Source organism: Nostoc sp. WHI, from assembly GCF_015714725.1.
Taxonomy (GTDB): domain Bacteria; phylum Cyanobacteriota; class Cyanobacteriia; order Cyanobacteriales; family Nostocaceae; genus Nostoc.
The window spans coordinates 1-22,176 of the sequence record NZ_WBKM01000166.1 but is presented as its reverse complement, the minus strand read 5'-3'; the positions used below and the strand labels follow the sequence as shown (position 1 = coordinate 22,176).

The 22,176-nt window shown below is 42.1% G+C and carries 20 protein-coding genes and 1 pseudogene; 12 read left to right on the top strand and 9 right to left on the bottom strand.

What is annotated here, in order from left to right; translation table 11 throughout:
- Positions 1-14: 14 nt before the first annotated feature.
- Both F8S12_RS41665 and F8S12_RS17395 read left to right on the top strand, forming a co-directional pair.
- Positions 15-149 (top strand): hypothetical protein, encoded by a 135-nt coding sequence (locus F8S12_RS41665; RefSeq protein ID WP_269144829.1) that lies wholly within the window; start codon positions 15-17, stop codon positions 147-149.
- Positions 150-693: 544 nt separating this feature from the next.
- Positions 694-1,743: a DNA cytosine methyltransferase gene (locus F8S12_RS17395; protein WP_331001403.1), complete on the top strand. Its 1,050-nt coding sequence runs from the start codon at positions 694-696 to the stop codon at positions 1,741-1,743.
- 50 nt (positions 1,744-1,793) lie between these two features.
- Here the strand turns inward: F8S12_RS17395 and F8S12_RS17390 are convergent, their stop codons facing one another.
- Both F8S12_RS17390 and F8S12_RS17385 read right to left on the bottom strand, forming a co-directional pair.
- Positions 1,794-2,003: a DUF6887 family protein gene (locus F8S12_RS17390; protein ID WP_196517390.1), complete on the bottom strand. Its 210-nt coding sequence runs from the start codon at positions 2,001-2,003 to the stop codon at positions 1,794-1,796.
- Positions 2,004-2,203: 200 nt separating this feature from the next.
- Positions 2,204-3,169: an aldo/keto reductase gene (locus tag F8S12_RS17385; RefSeq protein WP_196517389.1), complete on the bottom strand. Its 966-nt coding sequence runs from the start codon at positions 3,167-3,169 to the stop codon at positions 2,204-2,206.
- A 115-nt stretch (positions 3,170-3,284) separates the two neighbouring features.
- On the opposite strand from F8S12_RS17385, the pseudogene F8S12_RS17380 reads away from it, so the two are divergent.
- Both F8S12_RS17380 and F8S12_RS17375 read left to right on the top strand, forming a co-directional pair.
- Positions 3,285-3,788 (top strand): annotated as a pseudogene (locus tag F8S12_RS17380) (DUF2243 domain-containing protein).
- Between the two features lie 46 nt (positions 3,789-3,834).
- A complete protein-coding gene (locus F8S12_RS17375) occupies positions 3,835-4,464 on the top strand; it encodes a DUF4129 domain-containing protein (RefSeq protein WP_196517388.1) in 630 nt (209 codons plus the stop codon).
- Between the two features lie 117 nt (positions 4,465-4,581).
- Here F8S12_RS17375 and recA read toward each other — a convergent pair whose 3' ends face one another.
- Together recA and F8S12_RS17365 are read right to left on the bottom strand one after the other, a co-directional pair.
- Positions 4,582-5,679 (bottom strand): recombinase RecA, encoded by a 1,098-nt coding sequence (gene recA, locus F8S12_RS17370; protein ID WP_196517387.1) that lies wholly within the window; start codon positions 5,677-5,679, stop codon positions 4,582-4,584.
- Positions 5,680-6,315: 636 nt separating this feature from the next.
- Positions 6,316-7,335, bottom strand: a complete 1,020-nt coding sequence (locus F8S12_RS17365; protein ID WP_196517386.1) for a potassium channel family protein — start codon at positions 7,333-7,335, stop codon at positions 6,316-6,318.
- A gap of 153 nt (positions 7,336-7,488) precedes the next feature.
- On the opposite strand from F8S12_RS17365, the gene F8S12_RS17360 reads away from it, so the two are divergent.
- From F8S12_RS17360 to F8S12_RS17335, 6 genes are all read left to right on the top strand, one after another.
- Entirely contained in the window at positions 7,489-8,154 is a 666-nt protein-coding gene (locus F8S12_RS17360; RefSeq protein ID WP_196517385.1) for a Uma2 family endonuclease, read from the top strand.
- 218 nt (positions 8,155-8,372) lie between these two features.
- Entirely contained in the window at positions 8,373-8,705 is a 333-nt protein-coding gene (locus tag F8S12_RS17355) for a DUF433 domain-containing protein (RefSeq protein ID WP_196517384.1), read from the top strand.
- A 41-nt stretch (positions 8,706-8,746) separates the two neighbouring features.
- Positions 8,747-9,055, top strand: coding sequence for a DUF5615 family PIN-like protein (locus F8S12_RS40680; RefSeq protein WP_331001402.1), 309 nt, complete (start codon positions 8,747-8,749; stop codon positions 9,053-9,055).
- Between the two features lie 244 nt (positions 9,056-9,299).
- Positions 9,300-9,584, top strand: a complete 285-nt coding sequence (locus F8S12_RS17345) for a type II toxin-antitoxin system ParD family antitoxin (protein WP_196517383.1) — start codon at positions 9,300-9,302, stop codon at positions 9,582-9,584.
- On the top strand, positions 9,585-9,899 hold the full coding sequence (locus F8S12_RS17340; protein WP_196517382.1) for a type II toxin-antitoxin system RelE/ParE family toxin: 315 nt from the start codon (positions 9,585-9,587) through the stop codon (positions 9,897-9,899).
- 373 nt (positions 9,900-10,272) lie between these two features.
- The gene (locus tag F8S12_RS17335) at positions 10,273-11,556 is read left to right on the top strand and encodes an aspartate aminotransferase family protein (RefSeq protein ID WP_196517381.1); all 1,284 of its coding nucleotides are present in this window, start codon (positions 10,273-10,275) and stop codon (positions 11,554-11,556) included.
- A 208-nt stretch (positions 11,557-11,764) separates the two neighbouring features.
- On the opposite strand, the gene F8S12_RS17330 is transcribed toward F8S12_RS17335, so the two are convergent.
- The 5 genes from F8S12_RS17330 to purE all read right to left on the bottom strand — a co-directional run bounded on the left by F8S12_RS17330 (position 11,765) and on the right by purE (position 18,666).
- Entirely contained in the window at positions 11,765-12,499 is a 735-nt protein-coding gene (locus F8S12_RS17330; protein ID WP_196517380.1) for an FHA domain-containing protein, read from the bottom strand.
- Positions 12,500-12,846: 347 nt separating this feature from the next.
- Positions 12,847-14,451, bottom strand: a complete 1,605-nt coding sequence (locus tag F8S12_RS17325) for a serine/threonine-protein kinase (protein WP_196517379.1) — start codon at positions 14,449-14,451, stop codon at positions 12,847-12,849.
- A gap of 428 nt (positions 14,452-14,879) precedes the next feature.
- On the bottom strand, positions 14,880-15,710 hold the full coding sequence (locus F8S12_RS17320; protein WP_196517378.1) for a squalene/phytoene synthase family protein: 831 nt from the start codon (positions 15,708-15,710) through the stop codon (positions 14,880-14,882).
- Positions 15,711-16,260: 550 nt separating this feature from the next.
- Entirely contained in the window at positions 16,261-17,721 is a 1,461-nt protein-coding gene (locus F8S12_RS17315; RefSeq protein ID WP_196517377.1) for an ammonium transporter, read from the bottom strand.
- Positions 17,722-18,147: 426 nt separating this feature from the next.
- Positions 18,148-18,666 (bottom strand): 5-(carboxyamino)imidazole ribonucleotide mutase, encoded by a 519-nt coding sequence (gene purE, locus F8S12_RS17310; RefSeq protein WP_196517376.1) that lies wholly within the window; start codon positions 18,664-18,666, stop codon positions 18,148-18,150.
- A 92-nt stretch (positions 18,667-18,758) separates the two neighbouring features.
- On the opposite strand from purE, the gene nagA reads away from it, so the two are divergent.
- Both nagA and F8S12_RS17300 read left to right on the top strand, forming a co-directional pair.
- Entirely contained in the window at positions 18,759-19,931 is a 1,173-nt protein-coding gene (nagA, locus tag F8S12_RS17305; protein WP_196517399.1) for an N-acetylglucosamine-6-phosphate deacetylase, read from the top strand.
- A 109-nt stretch (positions 19,932-20,040) separates the two neighbouring features.
- Entirely contained in the window at positions 20,041-22,098 is a 2,058-nt protein-coding gene (locus F8S12_RS17300; protein ID WP_196517375.1) for a tetratricopeptide repeat protein, read from the top strand.
- Positions 22,099-22,176: the final 78 nt, after the last annotated feature.

Sequence of the window (22,176 nt, the reverse complement as noted above, 5' to 3'; positions counted from 1 at the left end):
ACTGGTTTCACAAAATGCTAGTAGACTCCGAGTTTACAACTTTTGGTCAATTAATGCCTTGTATTTCTACTCTTAGTCAACTAATAATTGTCAGTGGGTTTTCCTGCTGCGATCGCTCTAACGAAAGAATAAACATTTCTGTCGCTTAAAGCATAAGATAGCCGCTTTTTAAGGATAAAGTGGCCGCTCCTGAAAAGCTGTAATGCTTATTTTTATGTTGCTATGCTCTGCACGCGATCGCATTTAAATCCCTCAAATACTCTTTTATCTTAAGTTTTGTCTTGCGGTCACAGCTACCAATAACCAAGTTGTTGCTTAGAAGTTTATTGGAACTGATTCATGTGGATATTCTTCAACTGTATGGCGTTGCAACCGCGTAGTATTTAAACTTTTACTATATCTGAGGATTGTCCAGCTAGGTTTAACGATCGCAGCTTTTTATCAATCCTGTATTTTTGAGTCTTCCACTTGAATTTTTGAGCCATTTATATTTTTAGGGTGGCGAGTCCCATTGGCGTAGCATTTTTTGCTAATACTTAGCTTGGTATAAACAAAGCCATCGGGTAATGCCAATTACAGTTTGGTCAAAATTGTGTGTCTTATTTGAATTTAATCTTAAGAGGAGAAAGCAATAATTAAAAAAATATAAAATTGATTTGTTTAGAGCTTACATTGTGGAAGCTAAAAGGAAAAATCTTTGTAAGCTTGGGTTTTACGTTGTGGAATAAATATAATTTGCCATGTCAAGGATTTTCGCTAATTGGTAAACGGGTTGTTGATGATCCACGAAACTCTTTGGTGTTTCACTTTCATCGACTGGTTTTTGAGCTAAAACCGAAATTCTTTGTAATGGAAAATGTCCGGGGGATCACAGTTGGCGAACATAAACAAATCCTCCAAGTTTTAATTAGCGAGTTTAAAATTCACGGCTATAAGGTAGAAGAAAATTATCAAGTTCTCAACGCTGCTCATTACGGAGTACCACAGTCTCGTGAGAGATTATTTCTCATAGGTGCAAGGGAAGATGTAGAGTTACCAAAATACCCTCAGCCGATTACTAAACAAGCCTCACCAAATAATTTAACTTCTAAAAAAACCTCTGACATTCCATTGAGTCCTACAGTATTGGATGCAATTGGAGATTTACCTGAAATAGAAAAATATTCAGAGTTACTAACAAGAAATTGGGTGATAGCAGAATACGGAAAGCCTAGTAATTATGCTCTTGTACTTCGTGGCATCAAATCCCTAGATGATGATTATTCTTACAAACGTGAATACGATTTGCGAATACTTTCTTCAAGTTTAAGAACAAAACATTCTGCGGAAACTATTAAACGTTTTCAGGAGACTCAACAAGGTGAGAGAGAAAAGATTAGTCGTTTTTATAAGCTGCACCCTGCTGGTGTTTGCAACACCTTAAGAGCCGGAACAGATCAGTCTAAAGGTTCTTTTACATCTCCTCGACCAATTCATCCATTTACGCCTCGCTGTATCACAGTCAGGGAAGCAGCGAGATTACATTCTTACCCCGATTGGTTTAGATTTCATGTAACCAAATGGCACGGATTCCGGCAAGTTGGTAACTCTGTACCACCCCTACTAGCAAAGGCTGTGGCGGCAGAAATTATTCGCAGTTTGGGTATTTCGCCTTTGAAGCCGAGTTTGCCATACAAGTTGGGAGAGGAGAAGTTATTACAATTTAATATGTCGCAAGCGGTACAACATTATCACAAGGATTGATAAGTATGCCATCTACAAGATTTCACCATGTGAATATATAGTAAAAAGGGTTATACAGCCTCTCCACTACTACCCAGTTTTTTCTTGAGTATCTCTTCCATTTGCCTCAAATCTTCGTTAGTCTGAGGGAATGGATATGTCGGATTATTAGGATTTCTGCGTTTGATCAATGCCTCGATCGCTTCATCATCTTCACGATGAGCTAAAACATATCCTCTAAGTTCTTGACGAGACATTTTGCTAAAGTTGGGCTTCGTCATCGTTACAGCGATTTTCGGGTAAATGAATCATATTGTTTTTATCTCACGCAAAGGCAAGGCAGCGCGGTCTTGGGGGTTTCCCCCATGAGTGACTGCCGCGCAAAGACGCAAAGAAGGAAAAGGAGTGCTGATTTAAAGTGATCCAAATAATTAACAAAAATGTAAATATTACATACCATAGCTTTTGATGGCAGTCTTTCCTATGTCCAGGCGCGGAAAAATGTACTATCTTCCCAGATATTAGCAGTACGTTGAGCGATCGCTGTCAATTCTTGCTCTTTGAGGGGTGCAAAAGCCCGCGCTATCTTGACATTATTCTCTAGTTGTGAAACTGTCTCTGCCGCAATCACGCAACAATGAACCCCAGGCTGAGACATTGTGTATCCCAACGCTTGCTGCATACCTGCCAATCCACCTGATTTAAACAGGCGACCATAAGCCGGGACTTTCATCGCAATTACACCGACATTTTTTTCTTGAGCAACTGGTAGAACTACTGGGATAAATGGACGTGGGTGGTGTTTGTCGGCAGCATTCACAGGAATCAGTGTAGTGTGGAAAGGATAGCGACGTAACCCTTCGGCAATCACTTGAGGGTCGTGATGTCCGGTAATACCTGCGAACCGCACCAATTTTTGTTGTATGGCTTCTTCCATAGCTTTAATTGCGCCAGATGGACTAAAAATGGTGTCGAGTTCTTCAGAAAAAGAAACGTGATGCAACTGCCACAAATCGAGATAATCTGTATTGAGGCGTTTAAGCGATCGCTCCAATTCTCGCCATGCACCATCTCGATCTCTTTGATCGGTTTTGCTTGCTAGAAATAGCTTTGAGCGATGGGGTGGTAGCACTTTGCCTAAATAATCTTCACTCGGACCATAACTAGCCGCCGTATCAAAGTAGCGGATGCCAAGTTCCAGCGCTCTTTGAATAATTGCCGCAGCATCACCCTCTTTTCCTTCCCAGGATAGCGGCGTTTGTCCTGCTCCTCCCAACCCAAAGATAGGCAGTTTTACTTCCGTGCGTCCTAGCACCCGTTCTGGCATAGTTGCTGGCGGTGTAGCGATGTTGGTAGTATTTTGTTGTAAAGCATTAGTTGCCACAATACCGCCAGTAACAGCAACACCAGTAATTAGGAAATTACGTCGCGTCTTTCCTTTTGTCATAATTGGTTTAGGGGACGAAGTTACTCTTAAATTCTAAAATTTTAGCTAGGCAAAATTCATTGGACATCCTTCTAAAGCATAAATACAGTAAATAATCGTTATTTCTAATTTGATGATGGAAGCGAAGAGTGAAACCCTGAACCGACGTACACCGTTAATTACTGCCGGAATTTTTCTTGGTCTTGGTCTTGGAGGATTTATTGATGGAATTATACTGCATCAGATCCTCCAATGGCATCATATGTTGAGCAACATTCGACCTATGACAAACGTTACCAATCGAGATTTGAACATGGTATGGGATGGATTATTTCATGCTTTAGATTGGGTATTAACCGTAGTAGGAGTAATTTTGCTATGGCGCGCAGGAGGGCGTGATGATGTTCTTTGGTCATCACAAACTTTTATTGGGTCGATACTTATTGGTGCTGGGTTGTTCAACTTAATTTAAGGGCTGATTGATCACCAAATTCTCGGTATCCATCATGTCAAACCAGGGCCAAATCAGTTAGCTTGGGATGTAGGAATTCTCGTATTTGGTGCGCTCCTTGCTCTCATCGGCTGGATAATGATCAAAACAGAATTCAGAAGTCAGAATTCAGCAATCATTAATCATTGATAAAGTGTGATTTTTCTCCTTCTGTCCCACTTCCCACTTCTCACCTATGCCTACAGATGCCTTTGAAAAAACTAGCTGGAGTTGGCAGCTTTCTCAATTTCAACAACAAGCAGGAGAATGGTGGGAATACCAGTTTTACCGCTTGGTTTTGCCAGAATTGCCTACTGGATGGTCGATTAGCCCAAGGCTTGGTGAGTTGCTAAAATTCCTGTTTTGGCTGGGAATCGGCTTATTTTTAGCTTGGGTGGCTTGGCAATTATGGCGAGAATTCAGTCCTTATATATATTCTTGGCTGAGTAGAGGTGGCAATTTCACTGATTTTCGCGTAAAAACTCGCTCTAGTGAGTCATCTATTGCTCTTTTATTGGAGCGATCGCAAGAATTTTACCATCAGGGTAACTACCGTGAAGCTTGCCGTTGTGTCTATTTAGCGATGTTGGAACACTTGCATCAAAAAGCAATGTCTAACGACAAGCCCCTGCGCGTCTACGCACCCCATAAACTCAGCCGTACAGATGGAGAATATCTAGAATTGCTGCGATCGTCTGTGACTTTCATGCAGCCTTACGAAACTGTAATTACTACTCACGAGCAATTATGTTTTGGTAATGCCGAGATTTTGCCAGACAATTATGATCAGTGTTGGCAAGCTTATCGAGAAATTTCTCAACAATGATTGCAGAAGAATTCAGAAGTCAGAATTCTTTAATTTACAAAAAGGTGGGTTAAGCGATCGCCTAACCCACCTTTTTGTATATACCTTAGAAATTACAGATTAATACATCCACATTCCTTATTCTTCTGGCTCTAAATCGATTTCTTCCTCTTCATCTTCTTCACTCGCTTTAGCGACAGAGTTAGCAGAAACAATCGCGCCTTTATCTAGCTTTTCACGTACCAGTTGCTTAATTTGTTCAGCAAATTCAGGTCTTTCTTCAAGATACTTGATGGCGTTGTCTCGTCCTTGAGAAATATTATCACCGTTGTAACTATACCAAGCTCCTTTACGGACAATGGTGCCAGTTTCTTCTGCTAAGTCAACAATACAACCCAAGGTAGAAATACCTTTGCCAAAGATAATGTCGAATTCCGCTATTCTGAAAGGCGGCGCTACTTTATTTTTGGCAACTTTGACTTTGACGCGGTTCCCATATTCATCTGTACCTTTTTTCAAGGTTTGAATTCGGCGAATATCTAAGCGCACCGAAGCGTAAAATTTCAATGCGTTACCGCCAGTTGTGGTTTCTGGGCTACCGTAGGTAACACCGATTTTTTGCCGCAATTGGTTGATGAAAATTACTGTACAACCAGATTTACCAATGTTACCAGTAATTTTACGCAAAGCTTGGCTCATCAAGCGCGCTTGCAGACCGACGTGGATATCACCCATATCGCCTTCAATTTCAGCACGCGGAACTAATGCTGCTACTGAGTCAATTACTACAATATCAACCGCAGCAGAGCGAACAAGCTGATCGACAATTTCCAAAGCTGATTCGCCAGTGTCAGGTTGGGAAATTAACAAATTGTCAATATCTACACCTAAGGCCGCGGCATAGGTGGGGTCAAGGGCGTGTTCAGCATCAACAAAAGCAGCAATACCGCCATTTCTTTGCACTTCGGCGAGGGCGTGTAGCGCAACTGTAGTCTTACCGGAACTTTCCGGCCCATAAATTTCGATGACTCGTCCCTTGGGTAAACCACCACCCAATGCCAGATCCAAGGTAAGCGCTCCACTGGAAATCGTCTCCACCCGCATCCGGGTAGCATCGCCCAGCCGCATGATTGCTCCTTTACCAAAGGTGCGCTCAATCTGGTTTAGCACCATAGTCAGCGCTTTCTGCTTGCCAGAAGTATCGGTCTTGCCAGAAGTATCGGTATTGATAGCCATTTCTGCCTCTAATGCCTCTAAATATATGGTTTTAAGGAGTGTTAGTTTCGGAGTTTGAGTAGAACAGATATACTATTTTAACCAGAAAATTCTGGAATAGGACTTCTCAAATTAAAAAAGGGTGTGACAAGATCGTAACTCGATCGCTACCTGATTAGGGTAGTTTTGCACAATGATACCAACTTATATTTAGAGATGGCTGGCTTCTTTAATCAATGCGATCGCGTTGTAACTTCTGCAAAGCCTCTTGTGTACTTGGACGTGCGATCGCTCCTTTGATAATTAATCGCCTCACCCAATAACACCCATATCACAATCAATGCCAAAAGTCAATAGATTTATTTATCAGTATGAGTGTTAAGGCAGAGATTGCGATCGCTCTTTGCAACACTAGTAATCGAATTGCGACGTTACTCAAGGTGAAACAAAAAGACGATCACCAAAAAAATAGGTTCTTTTGACCAAGAGGCAGGGGAGCAGTTCTTGCAGGCGTTGCACTGAGCTGGTCGTTGTGGAGACGGGGGGAAAGATACGCTCATTTCCCCTGCACTCATGGTTTCAGAGCCAATAAATTTATTTATGGGGTTTCCCCCCTGCAAGAACTGCCCCTTTTCCTCTTCGTTGACTCCTGAATTATCAGCTATTATTTTTAGGTTTACGCAATTTCTGAGAACCAATTGGGCCGAGAATTTGGTTAAGACTACGCAATTGCTCTGCTGTGCCCATACCGATTAGCCGATCTCCCGGCATTAAAATCGTATCGCCAGTGGGGCCACCGATGAGAGTCCCATCAAGACGGCGAATTGCCAGAACTAATGCCCCAGATTGCGATCGCAATCTGGCTTTTTGCAAAGTTTGACCCACACAGGGACAAAAAGCCGGGTCGAGTAAAAATTCTTCCATATACAATTGCCGGTCTGCACCTGTCAAAATCCCGTCTACAAAATCTAACACTTGGGGTCTGAGAGCCGCAGCAGCCATGCGCTTACCACCAGTAATGTAGGGGGATATCACTTCATCGGCCCCAGCGCGTTGTAACTTCTGCAAAGCTTCTTCTTTACTTGCTCGCGCGATCGCCCGAATTGCTGGATTCAATGTTTTTGCTGATAAAACAATATATAAATTTTCGGCATCTGAAGGAAGTGCTGCAACGATACAAGTCGCTCGTTCAATACCAACTTTCAAAAGTGTATCATCTAGAGTAGCGTCACCTTGGTATGCCGTGTAACCTTCTGACTGCGCCCTTTGTACCGATTCTATCTCCGAATCAATCACTACAAAAGGTACATCTTCTGCCTTAAATTCCTTGGCAATTTGACGACCAGTCCGACTAAATCCACAGATGATGTAATGTTCTGATAGAGATTCCATTAACCGCCTCTGCTGCTGTAGCCGAATTCCTTCGTGAAAGTAGCCTTCAATGATCGCTTGTGTAAATCTGTTGACAATGTAACCGATATTCATCACACCCAACAAAATCAGGGCAATTGTAAACAACCGTCCTCGGCTACCCAGTGGGTGCGTTTCTCCATATCCCACAGTTGCTAAGGTGATCACTGTCATGTAAGCCGCGTCTTCCCATGACCAGCCCTCTATTATTCGATACCACAAAGTGCCAATGAAGAAAACACCGCCGAGAGCGATCGCCCCAGCCATTAACTCCTTTTGGATACGTTGATATTTTTGCTCAAGTGTTGAGAATGAGGTAAAAATAATACTTTTAGCCTAATTTTTCTAGTTTTCTGCCAACTTTTTAACATTCGTCCTTTTTAGTATATTTAAACTAAGTTTCACTTTGAAGATTAACCGATGACTCAAGCCCTACAAAGAAAATTAGTTACATTTGAAGAATTTATCACTAAATACCCCAACAACTCAAATAAACGCTACGAATTACACGATGGAGTAGTAATTGAGATGCCACCACCTACAGGCGACCATGAGGAGATTATTTTATTTTTAATCGAGAGATTTATTTTAGAATATACCCGACTGAAACTACCTTATGGCTGCCCAAAAACAGCATTGGCAAAACCACCTGAAAGTGAATCCGCTTATTTACCAGATGTGCTGTTGTTAAACCGCCCCAATTTAGTAAATGAACCTCTGTGGAAAAAAGAATCCACTCTTATTCAAGCAGAGTCAATCCCTCTGGTCATTGAGGTCGTAAGTACAAACTGGAGAGATGATTATTTCACGAAATTGGGTCGTTATGTTCGCGTAGCGTCTGTCTGCGACACGCTGCGCGAACGCAGAGAAGAAATCGGCATCCCTGAATATTGGATTGTGGACTACGCAGCACTGGGAGGCAGGCGATTTATCGGCAATCCCAAACAGCCGACAATATCGATTTATTCATTAGTTGAGGGCGAATATCAACTCTACCTGTTTCGTGGAAGCGATTATATTATCTCACCCACTTTCCCAGAATTAAATTTAACCGCAGAGCAGATTTTTAAGGCTGGTAATATTTAAACGGCATTTTTGAGCATGAAGAATACACCACCAAGAGCGATCGCTTGTCTAAAGATAGAAAAATCCTCATAGATTTTGCGAACAAAATGAAGCGATCGCCCACTCATGATAAATTTTTTATGAGATGCGACAGCGTTACATAGTTGAATGCGCTGTCTCCAGGTTATGACGTAGACGGCGATCACTTAATATCGGAGTCAATAGTAGCTAGCAGTTTTATGACAGTAGCACTGAAGAGAGCAAAGCGATATATCGAACAACGAGATGGCGGATATTGGATTGAAGGGACTCGCATCTCTCTTGATTCAGTTGTGTATGCCTTTTTGAATGGTGAGTCTCCTGAAAGCATTGCCCAAAACTTTCCATTACTCTCGCTGGAGCAGGTTTATGGTGCTATTACCTTTTATCTTGCCAACCGAGAGCTAATTGATACGTATTTAAAAGAAGGTGAAAAAGAGTTTGAGAAATTGCAACAGTCCCTTAGAGAGAAGAATCCGCCTCTGTATCAGAAGTTAAAAGCTGCTCAAATACAGAAGCACAACAAGGCATGACGACAGTTTGATTTCAAGCAAATGCTGCTCTACGCCAAGCGATTGTAACTGGCACGATACGTAGGCAACCAAATCTTGATTTTCAATCAGCCCATACAGCAGAGCTTGAAGGTAAGAAAGATTCAGAGGTATTGGCGATCGCTGCACAGGATGGTAGAGTCCTCGTGACCCATGACCGTAAAACCATGCCTGCTGAGTTTGGTGAGTTCATAATGTCAAAAACCAGTTCTGGAGTTTTGATTTTTTCCCAGAATTTGTCAGTCAGCGATGCAATTGAAGCACTCATCCTCGTTTGGGAAGCTTCTACTGCTGAGGAATGGGTCAATCAGATCATGTCTATCCCATTCTAAGCTGAGAGAAAATATGAGCTGCATTAGCGTTTCCCTGTTCGCCCCCTTGATTACTATTGATGACGATTATATTGAGATCAAAGCTAGGGCAAGCCTACCTAAGCCTTGCAAAGATAAAATGAAGAACCTTATTTACCAATAGTAGAGAGCTACGCCCACGCCCTGAAGCTCCTGGCTTGCCCATAGATATGTGTATGATTTAATCATACACTATGATAAAATCCTTTCAATAAGGAGAAGTCTTATGAGAACCACACAGCCCATTAGCATCACGTTGCCCCATGACATGATGGAGATGGTCAAAGCCAAGGTCAGTTCGGGCGAGTATGCCACGGAAAGCGAAGTCATCCGCGATGGGCTTCGTACCCTTCAGGCGCGTGATGCCGCTTTGGAAAAATGGTTGTATGAAGAAGTTGTCAAGAGTTATGACGAATGTGAGGCAGATGCTAGCCTGGGCATTCCCGCAGAAGATATGGTGGCGCGTGTACGCTCTAATTACCGCAAGCGCACGACAGAAGCAAACGGCTAGATGAAGCAATACAACGTCATCTTCTCGTCACGCGCCGAGCGACAATTTGACACGCTTTACAGTTATATTGCCGAACATGGTGGGGAAGAGCGGGCGGAGCGTTACATCAGCAACATTATTGCTTTCTGCCAGCGTCTTTCCCTGTTTCCAGAACGCGGAACGAAGCGCGATGATTTGCGTCCAGGGTTGCGGGTTGTCGGTTATGCCAAGCGTGTCACCATTGCCTTTTCGGTAAAAAGTGACAGGGTGATGATCCACGGTATTTTTTATGGTGGGCAGGATTATGATTTCATGATTGAGGCGGATGAACTCTAAATCCGGTAGTCGCGGATAGCGCAGACAAAAGAACAGTTGCTTTTACCAATATTGTTTATCCGGGATTGTTATTCCACACCGCCAGAAATCGATTCAGCTTGTTAGCCATATCTTTCAAAAAACTCCCCAGCGCTGAAAGCAGATAAGGAATGGATTGATGGTTATGGCTTAGTAAATCAGTAACATTTTCAATTTATCGCTAAACTCCCTTCATCCCAAAGGGGAGTTTTTTTCACCACCACAATGCGTTTGAGGTTATATAAGCGTTAGCTTAAGAAGAAGTACGAGTTGTGCTAAATAAAAAGTAATTTTTAGGGATTTCTAGCAAACTAGTAAATAACTATATAATGAAAAACTTTCAGGAGGAGCGGTAGTGAGCCTACAAACTCTCATTGATCAAGCCACCATCCCCCCAGATTCAGGGTCAGCATCCACCAGTCCCTTTGATGCAGATAGCTTTAATGAAGCTGTCATGTCCACCTACGCGCGGTTTCCCTTAGCCCTAGAACGGGGTGCTGGATGCCGGGTTTGGGATACACAGGGGCGAGAATATCTGGACTTTGTGGCTGGAATTGCCACTTGTACTTTAGGACACGCCCACCCAGCGATGGTAGAAGCGGTTACACGCCAAATCCAAAAGCTGCACCATGTCTCTAATTTGTACTACATTCCTGAACAAGGGGAATTGGCAAAATGGATCGTTGATCATTCCTGTGCCGATCGCGTATTTTTCTGCAATTCTGGAGCTGAGGCCAATGAAGCAGCCATTAAACTGGCGCGGAAATATGCCCACACAGTTTTAGACATTGAAAAGCCGATTATTTTAACCGCCCATGCCAGTTTCCACGGACGGACTTTAGCCACTGTTACTGCCACCGCACAACCAAAGTATCAAAAGTACTTTGATCCCTTAGTTCCTGGTTTCCACTACGTAAATTACAACGATATCAACGCTGTGGAAGTGGCAATTAGCGAGTTAGATGAAGGCGATTACCATGTAGCGGCAATTCTGATCGAGCCATTGCAGGGAGAAGGCGGTGTGCGTCCCGGAGATATTGCCTATTTCAAAAAGCTACGGCAGATTTGCGACGAAACTGGCATTTTATTGATTTTTGATGAAGTGCAAGTTGGCATGGGGCGCAGTGGCAAATTATGGGGTTACGAACATCTCGGCGTTGAACCGGATATTTTCACCAGTGCCAAAGGCTTAGGTGGCGGTATCCCCATCGGCGCCATGATGAGCAAAAAATTCTGCGATGTTTTTCAACCAGGAGAACACGCCAGCACCTTTGGCGGAAATCCTTTTGTGTGTGGTGTGGCACTTAGTGTCTGTCAGACATTAGAACGGGAAAATATTTTGCAGAATGTGGAAAAACGGGGTGAACAATTGCGATCTGGATTGAGGGCGATCGCAACAAAATATCCTCAGTATATTACCGAAGTTCGCGGTTGGGGTTTAATCAACGGTTTGGAGTTGCGAGCCGACATTGCGCTAACCGCAGCCGATGTCGTCAATGCTACCATCAACGAGGGCGTATTGCTGGTACCCGCCGGGCCAAAAGTTGTCCGATTTGTGCCACCGTTGATTGTGACAGAAGCCGAAGTAAACACTGCCTTGCAAGCTGTGGATCAGGCAATCGCGATCGCCACAAAGTAGGCGATCTATAAAATATAGCGGTTCCCGTGTGGACTTCACGCAATTAAAAACTGCTATAACTCAATACAAATACGGTTCACTTAAGATCCCCCCGCCTCCGGCGATCCCATTAAAAAGATATGAGCAAGCCTTTTTAAGGGGGGTTGGGGGGATCTCCAAACACTAAATATCACTAACCCAAGCGTATTGTGCTATAAATTTCAATTTTTCAACTGGGATTGTCCGGTGTTTGTCTGCTAAAAAAACGGTCTAAAATTTCTGATTTTTGTTCTGAACTAAAGTTGTCATACCAATGTTCAAACTTCCCAACTAGTTCAGAATTTCGGAAAACCTCTAAATTATCATCTAGTTTTTCAGATAGAGGTTTTTCTCTGTCACTCGGATATGTAAGTATTTGTACTTTGTTCTCACTCTTGCGAGGCGCAAGCTGCATCAATAACTCCATTGCTACAGTTGGCAAAACACGGCACGTATAATTCACAAAAAAATTAAACGTCATACTACCTAGACGGATGCGATCGCCATCTTTGAGCTTGATCGGCTCCTCTGCGCGATCGCCATTCACAAACGAGCCATTGCTACTATTGAAATCAATTAAGTAGAAGCCTTGCTCGTCAATATGTTGAATAGCAGCATGGCGGCGAGACATATAACTATCAGCAATGCAAATGCCACTGCTGCGATTACGACCTATCGTCCAGATTCGCTGTGGTTGTTGTAAACTTTGTGTCTGATTGTCGCACAAGTTAGTCATCAAATAAACAGCAGCAGTATCTACTACACCATGTATGTAATATACCTTCATTCTCATCAACGACGGTTGATATACGTTTTCTATCTGAAGAATTTCATCTAGAAGGCTACTGTGGTGTTCATACAACTTAAGAAATACTTGATATAAAGTTAATCGCCGTTCTATTTCCGTTTGTGTAAAGTCAGCCATTATACGTAAACCTTGTACTACCTGATTTCGGTTATGAATATTCTGCTTCAGCCTACAATCAGGGATAATTACTTTTTCAATTTCCGTTGTTATCTAAAAACTTGAGTGGCTTAAGAGCGTTAGGTTTTACGACTTTTAGATGCGAGATCCCCTGTTATTTATAGCCATAAAATATTATGATGCTTTATTATTTATTGTAAATAATCGGTTTCAACAAAAAGTATTCATCAGTAAAGATAATCTAAAATCTAATATCCAAATTAAGTAACCCAATCTAAAAATCACGCCACTTCACTCAACTCTGGCAACTAGAGCAAGCGAGTAGCTTCCAAATTCACACTTTCAAATCACAATAAGCCTCGTTTACCATTGGGGCGCACGGTCATCCAATTTGTTTTAGCTAATGCTAGCTGCTCATCAGAAATTTTGGCACTGGTAAGATTAGCACCACACAGATTAGCTCCTCGAAGGTTGGCATTGCTGAGATAAGCATTGCTCAGGTCTGCACCTCGCAAGTCTGCTCCTTCTAAATCAGCATGGTTAAAGTATGCTTTGCTCAAATTAGCATCCTTGAGATTTGCTCGAGCGAGACTGGCTCTGCCAAAGTCACTATTGTGGAGATTAGCTCCCTGGAGATTGGTTTTTTGCAATTGAGCGGAATGGAAATTTGTTTGGGATAAGTCAGCACCTTGCAGGTTCAGCAAATTTAAATTGTGTAGGGCAAAATCACGTCTTCCCTTCAGATAAGCGGTTAGTAAACCTTGGGTATCTAACTTGCGCTCAACTTGAGAATTTTGAACTTGCGAACCATTACTGTTGGTGTTAGCAAAAGTCGTTGATTTGCCCATCCCAGAACTCTGGTGTAATCCAGCCGCTTCCGCTGCCTTAGCTCGTCTAGCGCGAATTGCTGCCGCTACCTGTGCTACTCCTGCACTGGTAACAGCCGCAGAAGGGTTGTTATATAAAACAGCAGAATTTTCCAGGCGGTTGTGTGTTCGCTCTTTAGCCCCAGTATCAGATTTAACCAGCAAACCCTTTGCTAAACTATCTAAGTATGGTTCTATTTCTAATGCTCTGAGAACTTCTGCCGCTGACTGATAGCGATTACGTACAGACACCTCTAACATTTTTCGCAATACATTGCTCAAGTGGTCACTCACTTGCACAAGCTGCTCCCACATCATTTCACCAGTGTTGGGATTGTAATCTAAATCTTTAGGAGTTTTGCTAGTGAGCAAATAAATGCATGTTACCCCCAGGGCGTAGATATCACTGGCGTAGACTGGACGCATAGCCATTTGCTCTGGAGGTGCAAAACCAGGAGTACCAATCGCATATGCAGTTAATGCTGTCTGTCCTGATTGACTTATTGCACCTTGGGTAACTTGGTCTTTGACAGCACCAAAGTCAATGAGTACCATTCGGGCATCTTGAGTGCGGCGAATTAAGTTGGCTGGCTTGATGTCACGGTGAATCACCTTTTGCTCATGGATGTATTGCAGCAATGGTAGAGTCTCGCTTAAAAATTGCTTAACTCCAGTTTCGCTCAAGATACCGTTAAGTTTGACCTCCTCCTGCAAGGTATCACCGCCAATGTATTCTTGAACTAAGTAAAATTGTTCATGATCTTCAAAATAGTCTAACAATCTTGGTACTTGGGGATGATTGCCAATCTTACCTAGAGTTTTGGCTTCTCGCTCAAAGAGTTCTCTGGCCATCTGTAAAACGTGTGGGGCGCTTCCTGATGGGCGTAATTGCTTGATTACGCAACTCGGTTCTCCTGGTAAGCCTTGATCATAGGCTAAGAAGGTTGCTCCAAAGCCACCCTGACCTAATGGTTTGATCACCTCATAGCGATCGCGCAATAGTAGTTGCGAGCCACAAGACTGACACCTTTGGCTATTTGCCAAATTTTCTGGATTGGGACAGGTAGGATTTAAGCAGTAGCTCATGCACTGTCAACTCGCTGCACGAATAATTACGGGGAGCATTACACTCTGTTTCAATTATTTGAATATTAATCAACTCTTGCCAGGTAATTTTTGCTGGAAATCCTTTGAAGAGTTTCTAAAGTTTAACTGAGATTACGTAAAGCGATTGCAAAAACAAGATTACTTACTATACTTGCACTAACAACTAGTGTCTAGGGTAATTTCTACCAATTTAGCTTGTTGCCCTTGGCGTCTCCCTTTGGGAGAATACTTGCTGAGGCTGTGTTATCGCTCTTGGTGTCTTTCCTTCTTTACGAGACGCCAAGGGCGATGGGAGAATACCACACAGCTTCACCGCACTGGCTCCCCTACAGAAAATCCCTGTAGGATTTTAGATGCCCGAATTGGGAGGCAATTTAGAATCGGCTCCCTTAGTCGTTAAGAGACTATTAGCTGGCTTTCATGTTCATACCAATCAACTGTTCGAGAAGTGCAAACACATCAGTACGGCTGAGTTTTTCTTTACCATTAGCAAGGGCATCAAGAGTACCATTAGCCAAGGTTAAGGGAATTTGGCAAAAGTCCAAAGCTGGGCCGTTAGGCAGGTTTTTGGTATAAGCTTCTGCCAAGACTAGATTGCGCCGCGCATACTCTTGCATATTTTCTGCACTCCAACCTTCTGGAAAGAAGTCTACCCCACGCTCTAAATCTTCAGTATGGTTACGCAAGATATTAACTGCTTGTAAACCTCGACCAAACCCGATCGCCTGGGTACGGTTAGTTTGTGTTCCATCGTACCAAGTCCATAAGTCCGAAAGTAACAATCCCACCGCACCTGCAACCCCAAAGGTATAACGATCCAAATCGGATTCTGTATAAATTTTCCAGTTTCTTTCTGCCCAGTAAGCCATCCGGTCTGCCATTGCAGCAGTAGCATCCCAAATTCGAGGTGCAATGGTATCGGGTGCTAGTAGTGACCATTCTCTAATCCTCACGGTGACTTCTTCTAAGGAATTCTCGTACTCGCTAAATCCTGCAAAGAAAGCATCTACCTCGAAGCCATCAACCCCTGCCTGTAATGTTAGGCTAATCGTTCTTAACAACTTCGTCTTTGTAGCGTTATCTAGTTCTGGATGATCTTCAATTTCATCAATGGCACGCATACACAAATATGCTGATGCTACTGCTTCTTGCAATCCTGGCGGTAAAAGATTAATTGGGATATAAAAAGTTCGGCTAGTTTCTTTGAGGATTTGCAATGCATCTCTACGTAAATTCATGTTTTCACTCCCCACTTGATTTTTGTACCACATGAAGTTTGCAGCTTTTTGATGATACTGGATATAGTTTTGACTAAACCTTAAAAACTATAGACTATAAAATACGCTAGTATTTCATCTAAAAAATAATAGTTTTTGGTGTTGCAATTAACAAAACTCTCAAATTTATCAAAATTTAGTCTAGTATATAGGGTTTTGGTTGCGAAAAAGCGTGAGATGGCGTTTTATATAGCCTTATTGGCGCAGCGTCTCGTAGAGAAGAACGCATAGACACGAAGTGGCTTACCGCAGGGTAGGACACAAAGAAATAAGACTTTCAGAGAGTTGTTGCGTAAGTCCTATCAATCCAAAAAGAGGTTTACAAGGATTTTGTGAGTACATTATTAGTAGTTATAAATTTTAAAAAAATTCTTTGGCATAGAAATAAAAACAGCTTGAAATTGTCAATATAACGTCAAAAAAATACGGTAGTAAGTAGCAATCAATCTGCGTAATATACTCTGACTACCGTATAGTAACTATTTTTCAGTTAAAATCGTTATTGCTCGCTCTATTCCCTCTCGAAAGCGCTTACGCCTGGAGTGTGAGTACGATTTTTTTCTTGTTCTTCGATCGCATAAACATCAGGCCATAGTGATGCGCCGTGTTCGTAAGCATCAATACCGATACGATCGGCTTCGGGATCGACACGCAAACGTCCCACTGCTTTTAGACCACTAAACATCAAAAAGCTAAAGGCGATGGTGAAAACTGCGATCGCTACTACGCCTAAAAGTTGTATACCTAGTAAATCAAAGCCACCACCTAAAAATAACCCTGCTTTCTTATTTAAGGTGAGTTCTGCTTGACCTAAAAAGCCAACAGAGAGAGTACCCATCATGCCATTGATGCCGTGTACGGAAAATGCCCCTACTGGATCATCTATGTGCAGTGACTCGATTAAATCTATCCCAAGTACAACTAAAATACCACCCGTTAACCCAATCAAAACGGCAGCCCAAGGAGCAACAAAAGCGCAAGGTGCTGTAATTGCTACTAATCCGGCGAGGGAACCATTAAGACAATAAGCCAGATCCCACTTACCTGTGCGGGTATATTGGAAAATTATCGTGGCGATCGCACCTGCACCAGCGGCAAGTGTAGTATTAACTGTTACTAACCCGATTAATCCTGGATTAGCCGTACCGAGGGTTGAACCAGGGTTGAACCCATACCAGCCAAACCACAAAATCATTGTTCCTAAAGTCGCTAACCCCAAATTATGCGCTGGTGGTAGTATTCCCCAAGCCGGACGACCAGGCCGAGGACCAAGCAGATAAGCACCAATTAGTGCTGTCCAGCCACCCACAGTATGAACAACGGAGCTACCAGCGAAATCATGAAAAGACAGCTTGGCTAACCAGCCGTTGGCATTCCAAGCCCAGTGAACAATGATTGGATAGCTAATCGCCCCCATAATGGCGCTGTAAATTAAGTCACCAATAAAGTCCGTTCTTCCGGCCATTGAACCAGTGGTAATCGTACTGGCGGTAGCAGCGAAAGCAAATTGAAAGAAGAACAAGGTATAAGTGTTAATAGCGGCTGTAGAACCAGGTGCGCCTAGTGGATAGCTACCATCAGCACCAGGTAGCTGACTCAGAAAGAATGTGTCTATGCCAAACAAGCCGCCAGCACTCGTACCAAAAGCGATACCAAAGCCGATTGCCCACCATGCCAAGATGGTTACAGCAGCGTCAATGAAGTTTTCTAGTAAGGCGTTAACTACACCTCTTTGCCTGATCAAACCTGCTTCTAACATAGCAAAGCCGGTTTGCATAAAGAATACTAAAAACCCAGATAATAGTACCCAGGTAGTATCAATTGAAATTTGCAGTTTTGTTGTAGTTTCTGATAAAGACTGAACAGTAGGAGGATCTGCTGCCTGTACAATTGTCGGGGCAAAAACTGCAAATACCATTGAACCGATCGCTAGCGCCATCAGGCGATGCCAAGGTCGAATATGCTTATTCATTGCTTGTTTTTTCCTGCTGGAAAAACGGTAATTGATGTTAGTAGTAGACTTCCCAAAAGAAATTAATTAAACTGGAGAAGTTGCTCGGCTAAACGGATAAATTTGACTGATTTTCTATTTACTAGAACCAAAAAACTGTATTATTTAATACGTTTTATCGGGTTTGTGGCAGCAAATAGTCCCTGAGCTATCAAGGAAAGCAACTGTATCCTTTATGAGCTAAGTATTTCCCGATATCACAATAGGACAATTCGGTAGTTTATTAATTTTCTATACAAAAAATTAATTATTTGTTACTTTAAAGCTGCTATGAAGTTTTTCTTGGTAATAGCCATTTGTTGAACTGCTACTGCTGTGAAGATTTCACAATTCAAGTCAAGGGTGATTTATATCCTGTCACCTGTTCCCTATTTTCAAAATAGATGACTAGAGCATCTGTTTTAAATATTGTTCATAGCCTAGTTGTTCTAGTTTTGCTTGCTTTGCAATTACTGATTCAGATAGGGTTTGACGATATTGTTGCACTTTTTCTAGCAATTCTGGCTGGTAAGTTGCCAGGATTTGTACTGCTAAAAGACCGGCATTTTTGGCATTACCGATCGCCACTGTTGCCACAGGAATACCCGCAGGCATTTGTACAATGGAATACAAAGAATCAATGCCCTGCAAATTCCGGGTGGGTACGGGAACACCAATCACCGGAAGTGGTGTTAAAGATGCTACCATTCCGGGCAGATGGGCAGCACCACCAGCACCGGCAATAATTACCTTAATACCGTGTTGGTGTGCGAGTTTAGCATATTGCACCATGCGTTCTGGGGTACGATGAGCAGAAACGATCGCCACTTCACTTTCAACGCCAAACTCGTCACAAACTGCGATCGCATCTTTCATGGTGGGCAAATCGGAATCGCTGCCCATGATAATACCAACTAAGGGAGCCATAGAATTTTGGATTTTGGATTTTGGATTTTGGATTAATCGGCGATTGATCCATTTAAAATCGAATGAGATTTAGCTATCTTCTCGCCAATGTGATGATTCAAGCAACACAAAATCCTGTAGACATTATCAATGCTAAAGTACCAGGGTACAAAGATTTGCAAATGCTCTTGGTTAACCATGAGGGGATAATTGAGCAAATTCTGCCGATGGGTACAGTGTTTAAACGTGTTCCAGTAAACGACTTACAAGTGGTAGATGTTGCTGGCGACTGGATTTCATTGGGAGGCGTCGATTTACAGATTAACGGGGCGTTGGGATTGGCATTTCCTGATTTAAAAACTGAAAACTCTCATATTATCCCGAAAATCATGCAATTTTTGTGGAATGCCGGGGTAGATGGATTTTTACCGACACTTGTGACAACTTCAGTAGAAAATATTCAGCGATCGCTTGCTGTGATTGCTAATTTTACTCCCCTCGCCGTGAAATCAGCCAAAATTTTGGGAGTACATCTAGAAGGCCCATTTTTGAATTTCCAAAAGCGTGGCGCACACCCAGCAGAGTACCTGTTACCCCTAACAATTGACGAGGTAAAGAGGGTTTTGGGGGATTATGCTCATATTGTGAAAGTCATTACCTTAGCACCAGAGTTAGATCCTACTGATGAAGTAATACCATATTTGCGTTCTTTGGGTATCATTGTGAGTTTAGGACATTCTCAAGCAACATCTGCTCAAGGGCAACGTGCTTTTGAACTCGGCGCAACGATGGTAACTCACGCTTTCAACGCCATGCCACCATTACATCACCGCGAACCAGGATTATTAGGGGCAGCAATTACCCATCCTGATGTAATGTGTGGTTTTATTGCTGATGGTGAACACGTTTCGCCCACAATGCTGCAAATCTTACTTCGTGCCAGCAATTACGAAAAAGGGCTTTTCCTTGTCAGCGATGCCCTTTCACCTCTAGGGCTACCTGATGGCGTGTATCCTTGGGATAGTCGGCAAATTGAAGTTAAAAACGGTACGGCACGACTAGCAGATGGCACCTTATCAGGGACGACTTTACCCTTATTGGTGGGAGTGCAGAATTTGGTGAAGTGGGGGATTTGTAACGTAGAAAGTGCGATCGCACTAGTTACCGATGCACCCAGAAAAGCGATCGCTTTACCAGGAATTGTCAAGAGTCAAGCCGCTAATTTATTACGCTGGCATTGGGATGAAACCACAAAACAACTATCTTGGCAACGATTATTAAGCTAAATTTCGCGTCAAGGTAAAAGTAATCAACGATACGACGAATATTATTTGTTATAGATTGGAGAGAGGCACGCTGCTTCAAAAATTTGACCAACAGATTGAGATGGTTGTTATGAAGAACAAAAATCAAGCTGTTTTCGCTTTAATTGTAAAAAGCACTATTGTCTTTTTACCCTTACTGTTATCCGTTGGAATTGCCAGTGGACAATCTGCACCCTCACCCTCCCCAGCACTAACTCCTACTTTGGTGTTATCAAATCAGGAACGGGAAGAATTATCGCGCCTACGAGCCGAGAAGCGAATTCAACAGCAAGTCCAATCTGATTTTAAGAGTGCTTTTAGCCGTACAACTGTTTTAATCGATATCTGGCTAGTTATATTAAGTCTATTTCCAGTCGCAATCATTGCTTTATTATGGCTCCTGCGACGGATGGTAATCCGTGAAATTGTTGATAAAGCAATACAACAACTACAGGGAATAGAAAAATTACAAAATCAGTTAACCACCGTTAAGCAAGAGGCTGAAAATGTTATTCAAGAAGCTAAGAAAATAAATTATGAATTAGAAGATGAAACGACTGCTTTACAACAAAAAATTAAAAATGAACAAGAAAATGTATCTATCCTTATATCTGAGCTAGATTTAGCTAAAGCCCAGGTATTAAGTAGATTAGAAACTGAAATCAAAAAATCTCAAGAAAATATAGAAAATTTAGAGTCAAAATTTGCTTCTGGATTGTCTAAGTTACAGTTGAATGCTCAACAACAAAGAGATATAGCAGTAGAAAATCTAGGTAAATTAGCATCTGTTCTGGCAGAGGAACTGTCTAATTTAAAGTTAGGTTTGCAACAACAGCAAGAACTAACTGTTGCTGATTTAGAAGTATCAAAGTCTGAGTTTACATCTAAACTTTCTGGATGGCAGTCTGATGCTGAAAAGCAAAAGTATATGGCTCTTGAAAGTTTAACAAAATTACAGTCAGAATTTGCTGATAAATTATCAGAATTACAGCTAGATGCTCAAGGTAAAAAGGAAATTACATTTGAAAATTTAGGAATATTAGATAAAGAATTGAAATTTCAATTATCAGAATTACAGATAGATGCTCAGGAGCAAAAAAATAAAATTGTTGAGAGTTTAGTAACATTGCAGTCAGAGTTTGCTTTTCAACTATCCGAATTGCAAGGAGATGCTCAAAAGTGCAAAGAGTTAATCGTTGAGAATTTAGAAAAATCTGGTTCTGAATTTACTTCGCAATTCTCAGAATTACACTGGAATGCTCAACAACAAAAGATTCTGATTTTGGAGAAGTTAGAAAGATTAGAAACTGAGTTTGTCTCTCAACTCTCTGAGTTACAATTGGATGCCCAAGAAAGAAAGGATCTCATCCTTCAAGAACTAACTGAAATTATACCTGAATCGATCCCAGAGGTTGTGAATTCTGAAGTTGAGGAAGAAATACAACAACTAGAATTCACTGCTGATGAGTATATAAAACAGGGAGATGTACTGTTTTCTGAAAAGCGCTATGAAGAAGCGATCGCAGCTTACAACCAAGGAGTTAAAATCCAACCTGATGAAGCTGTGGTTTGGTTAAAACGAGGTTTAACTCTCGGAAGGTTGAAACGCTATAAAGATGCGATCGCATCCTATGATAAGGCTATTGAGATTCAACCAGATTATCATCAAGCTTGGTGCGATCGCGGTGTTGCTTTTGGGAACTTACAACAGCATCAGCAAGCCTTTTCCTCATTTGATAAAGCTATACAAATCAAGCCTGATGATGCAGTTGCTTGGTTAAATCGCGGTCTTTCCCTAGTAACATTAGAACAATATGAAGAGGCAATAGCGTCCTTTGATCAATCGTTGAAATTCCAACCAAACTCTCCCAAAACCTGGGATAAACGCGGTTCTACTTTAGTGATATTAGGGCGCGATGATGAAGCGATCGCTAGTTTTGATAAAGCGTTAGAAATTAAGCCAGATTATGCCAGTGCTTATTACAACAAAGCAGCCTGTTACGCACTACAAAGAGAAGTTGAACTATCTCTACTAACTCTACAACAAGCAATTGAACTTAATCCCAGTTATAAAGAAGACGCAGCAACTGACTTGGATTTTGATGATATTGCCGATGATGAACGCTTTAAGCAGTTAGTCGCAGAGTGAAAACATTAATTACTCCTCCCACTCTCTCTTGATGGGCATGGTCATTTTCCTTGTCCCCCTGCCCCCTGCCCCCCACTC

Excerpts from the sequence above, each read along its gene's own strand:
- F8S12_RS41665 (WP_269144829.1), top strand. The coding sequence starts at position 15 with ATGCTAGTAGACTCCGAGTTTACAACTTTTGGTCAATTAATGCCTTGT.
- F8S12_RS17390 (WP_196517390.1), bottom strand. The coding sequence starts at position 2,003 with ATGACGAAGCCCAACTTTAGCAAAATGTCTCGTCAAGAACTTAGAGGA.
- F8S12_RS17385 (WP_196517389.1), bottom strand. The coding sequence starts at position 3,169 with ATGACAAAAGGAAAGACGCGACGTAATTTCCTAATTACTGGTGTTGCT.
- F8S12_RS17375 (WP_196517388.1), top strand. The coding sequence starts at position 3,835 with ATGCCTACAGATGCCTTTGAAAAAACTAGCTGGAGTTGGCAGCTTTCT.
- recA (WP_196517387.1), bottom strand. The coding sequence starts at position 5,679 with ATGGCTATCAATACCGATACTTCTGGCAAGACCGATACTTCTGGCAAG.
- F8S12_RS17365 (WP_196517386.1), bottom strand. The coding sequence starts at position 7,335 with ATGGCTGGGGCGATCGCTCTCGGCGGTGTTTTCTTCATTGGCACTTTG.
- F8S12_RS17360 (WP_196517385.1), top strand. The coding sequence starts at position 7,489 with ATGACTCAAGCCCTACAAAGAAAATTAGTTACATTTGAAGAATTTATC.
- F8S12_RS17355 (WP_196517384.1), top strand. The coding sequence starts at position 8,373 with ATGACAGTAGCACTGAAGAGAGCAAAGCGATATATCGAACAACGAGAT.
- F8S12_RS17345 (WP_196517383.1), top strand. The coding sequence starts at position 9,300 with ATGAGAACCACACAGCCCATTAGCATCACGTTGCCCCATGACATGATG.
- F8S12_RS17340 (WP_196517382.1), top strand. The coding sequence starts at position 9,585 with ATGAAGCAATACAACGTCATCTTCTCGTCACGCGCCGAGCGACAATTT.
- F8S12_RS17330 (WP_196517380.1), bottom strand. The coding sequence starts at position 12,499 with ATGGCTGACTTTACACAAACGGAAATAGAACGGCGATTAACTTTATAT.
- F8S12_RS17325 (WP_196517379.1), bottom strand. The coding sequence starts at position 14,451 with ATGAGCTACTGCTTAAATCCTACCTGTCCCAATCCAGAAAATTTGGCA.
- F8S12_RS17320 (WP_196517378.1), bottom strand. The coding sequence starts at position 15,710 with ATGAATTTACGTAGAGATGCATTGCAAATCCTCAAAGAAACTAGCCGA.
- F8S12_RS17315 (WP_196517377.1), bottom strand. The coding sequence starts at position 17,721 with ATGAATAAGCATATTCGACCTTGGCATCGCCTGATGGCGCTAGCGATC.
- purE (WP_196517376.1), bottom strand. The coding sequence starts at position 18,666 with ATGGCTCCCTTAGTTGGTATTATCATGGGCAGCGATTCCGATTTGCCC.
- nagA (WP_196517399.1), top strand. The coding sequence starts at position 18,759 with ATGATTCAAGCAACACAAAATCCTGTAGACATTATCAATGCTAAAGTA.
- F8S12_RS17300 (WP_196517375.1), top strand. The coding sequence starts at position 20,041 with ATGAAGAACAAAAATCAAGCTGTTTTCGCTTTAATTGTAAAAAGCACT.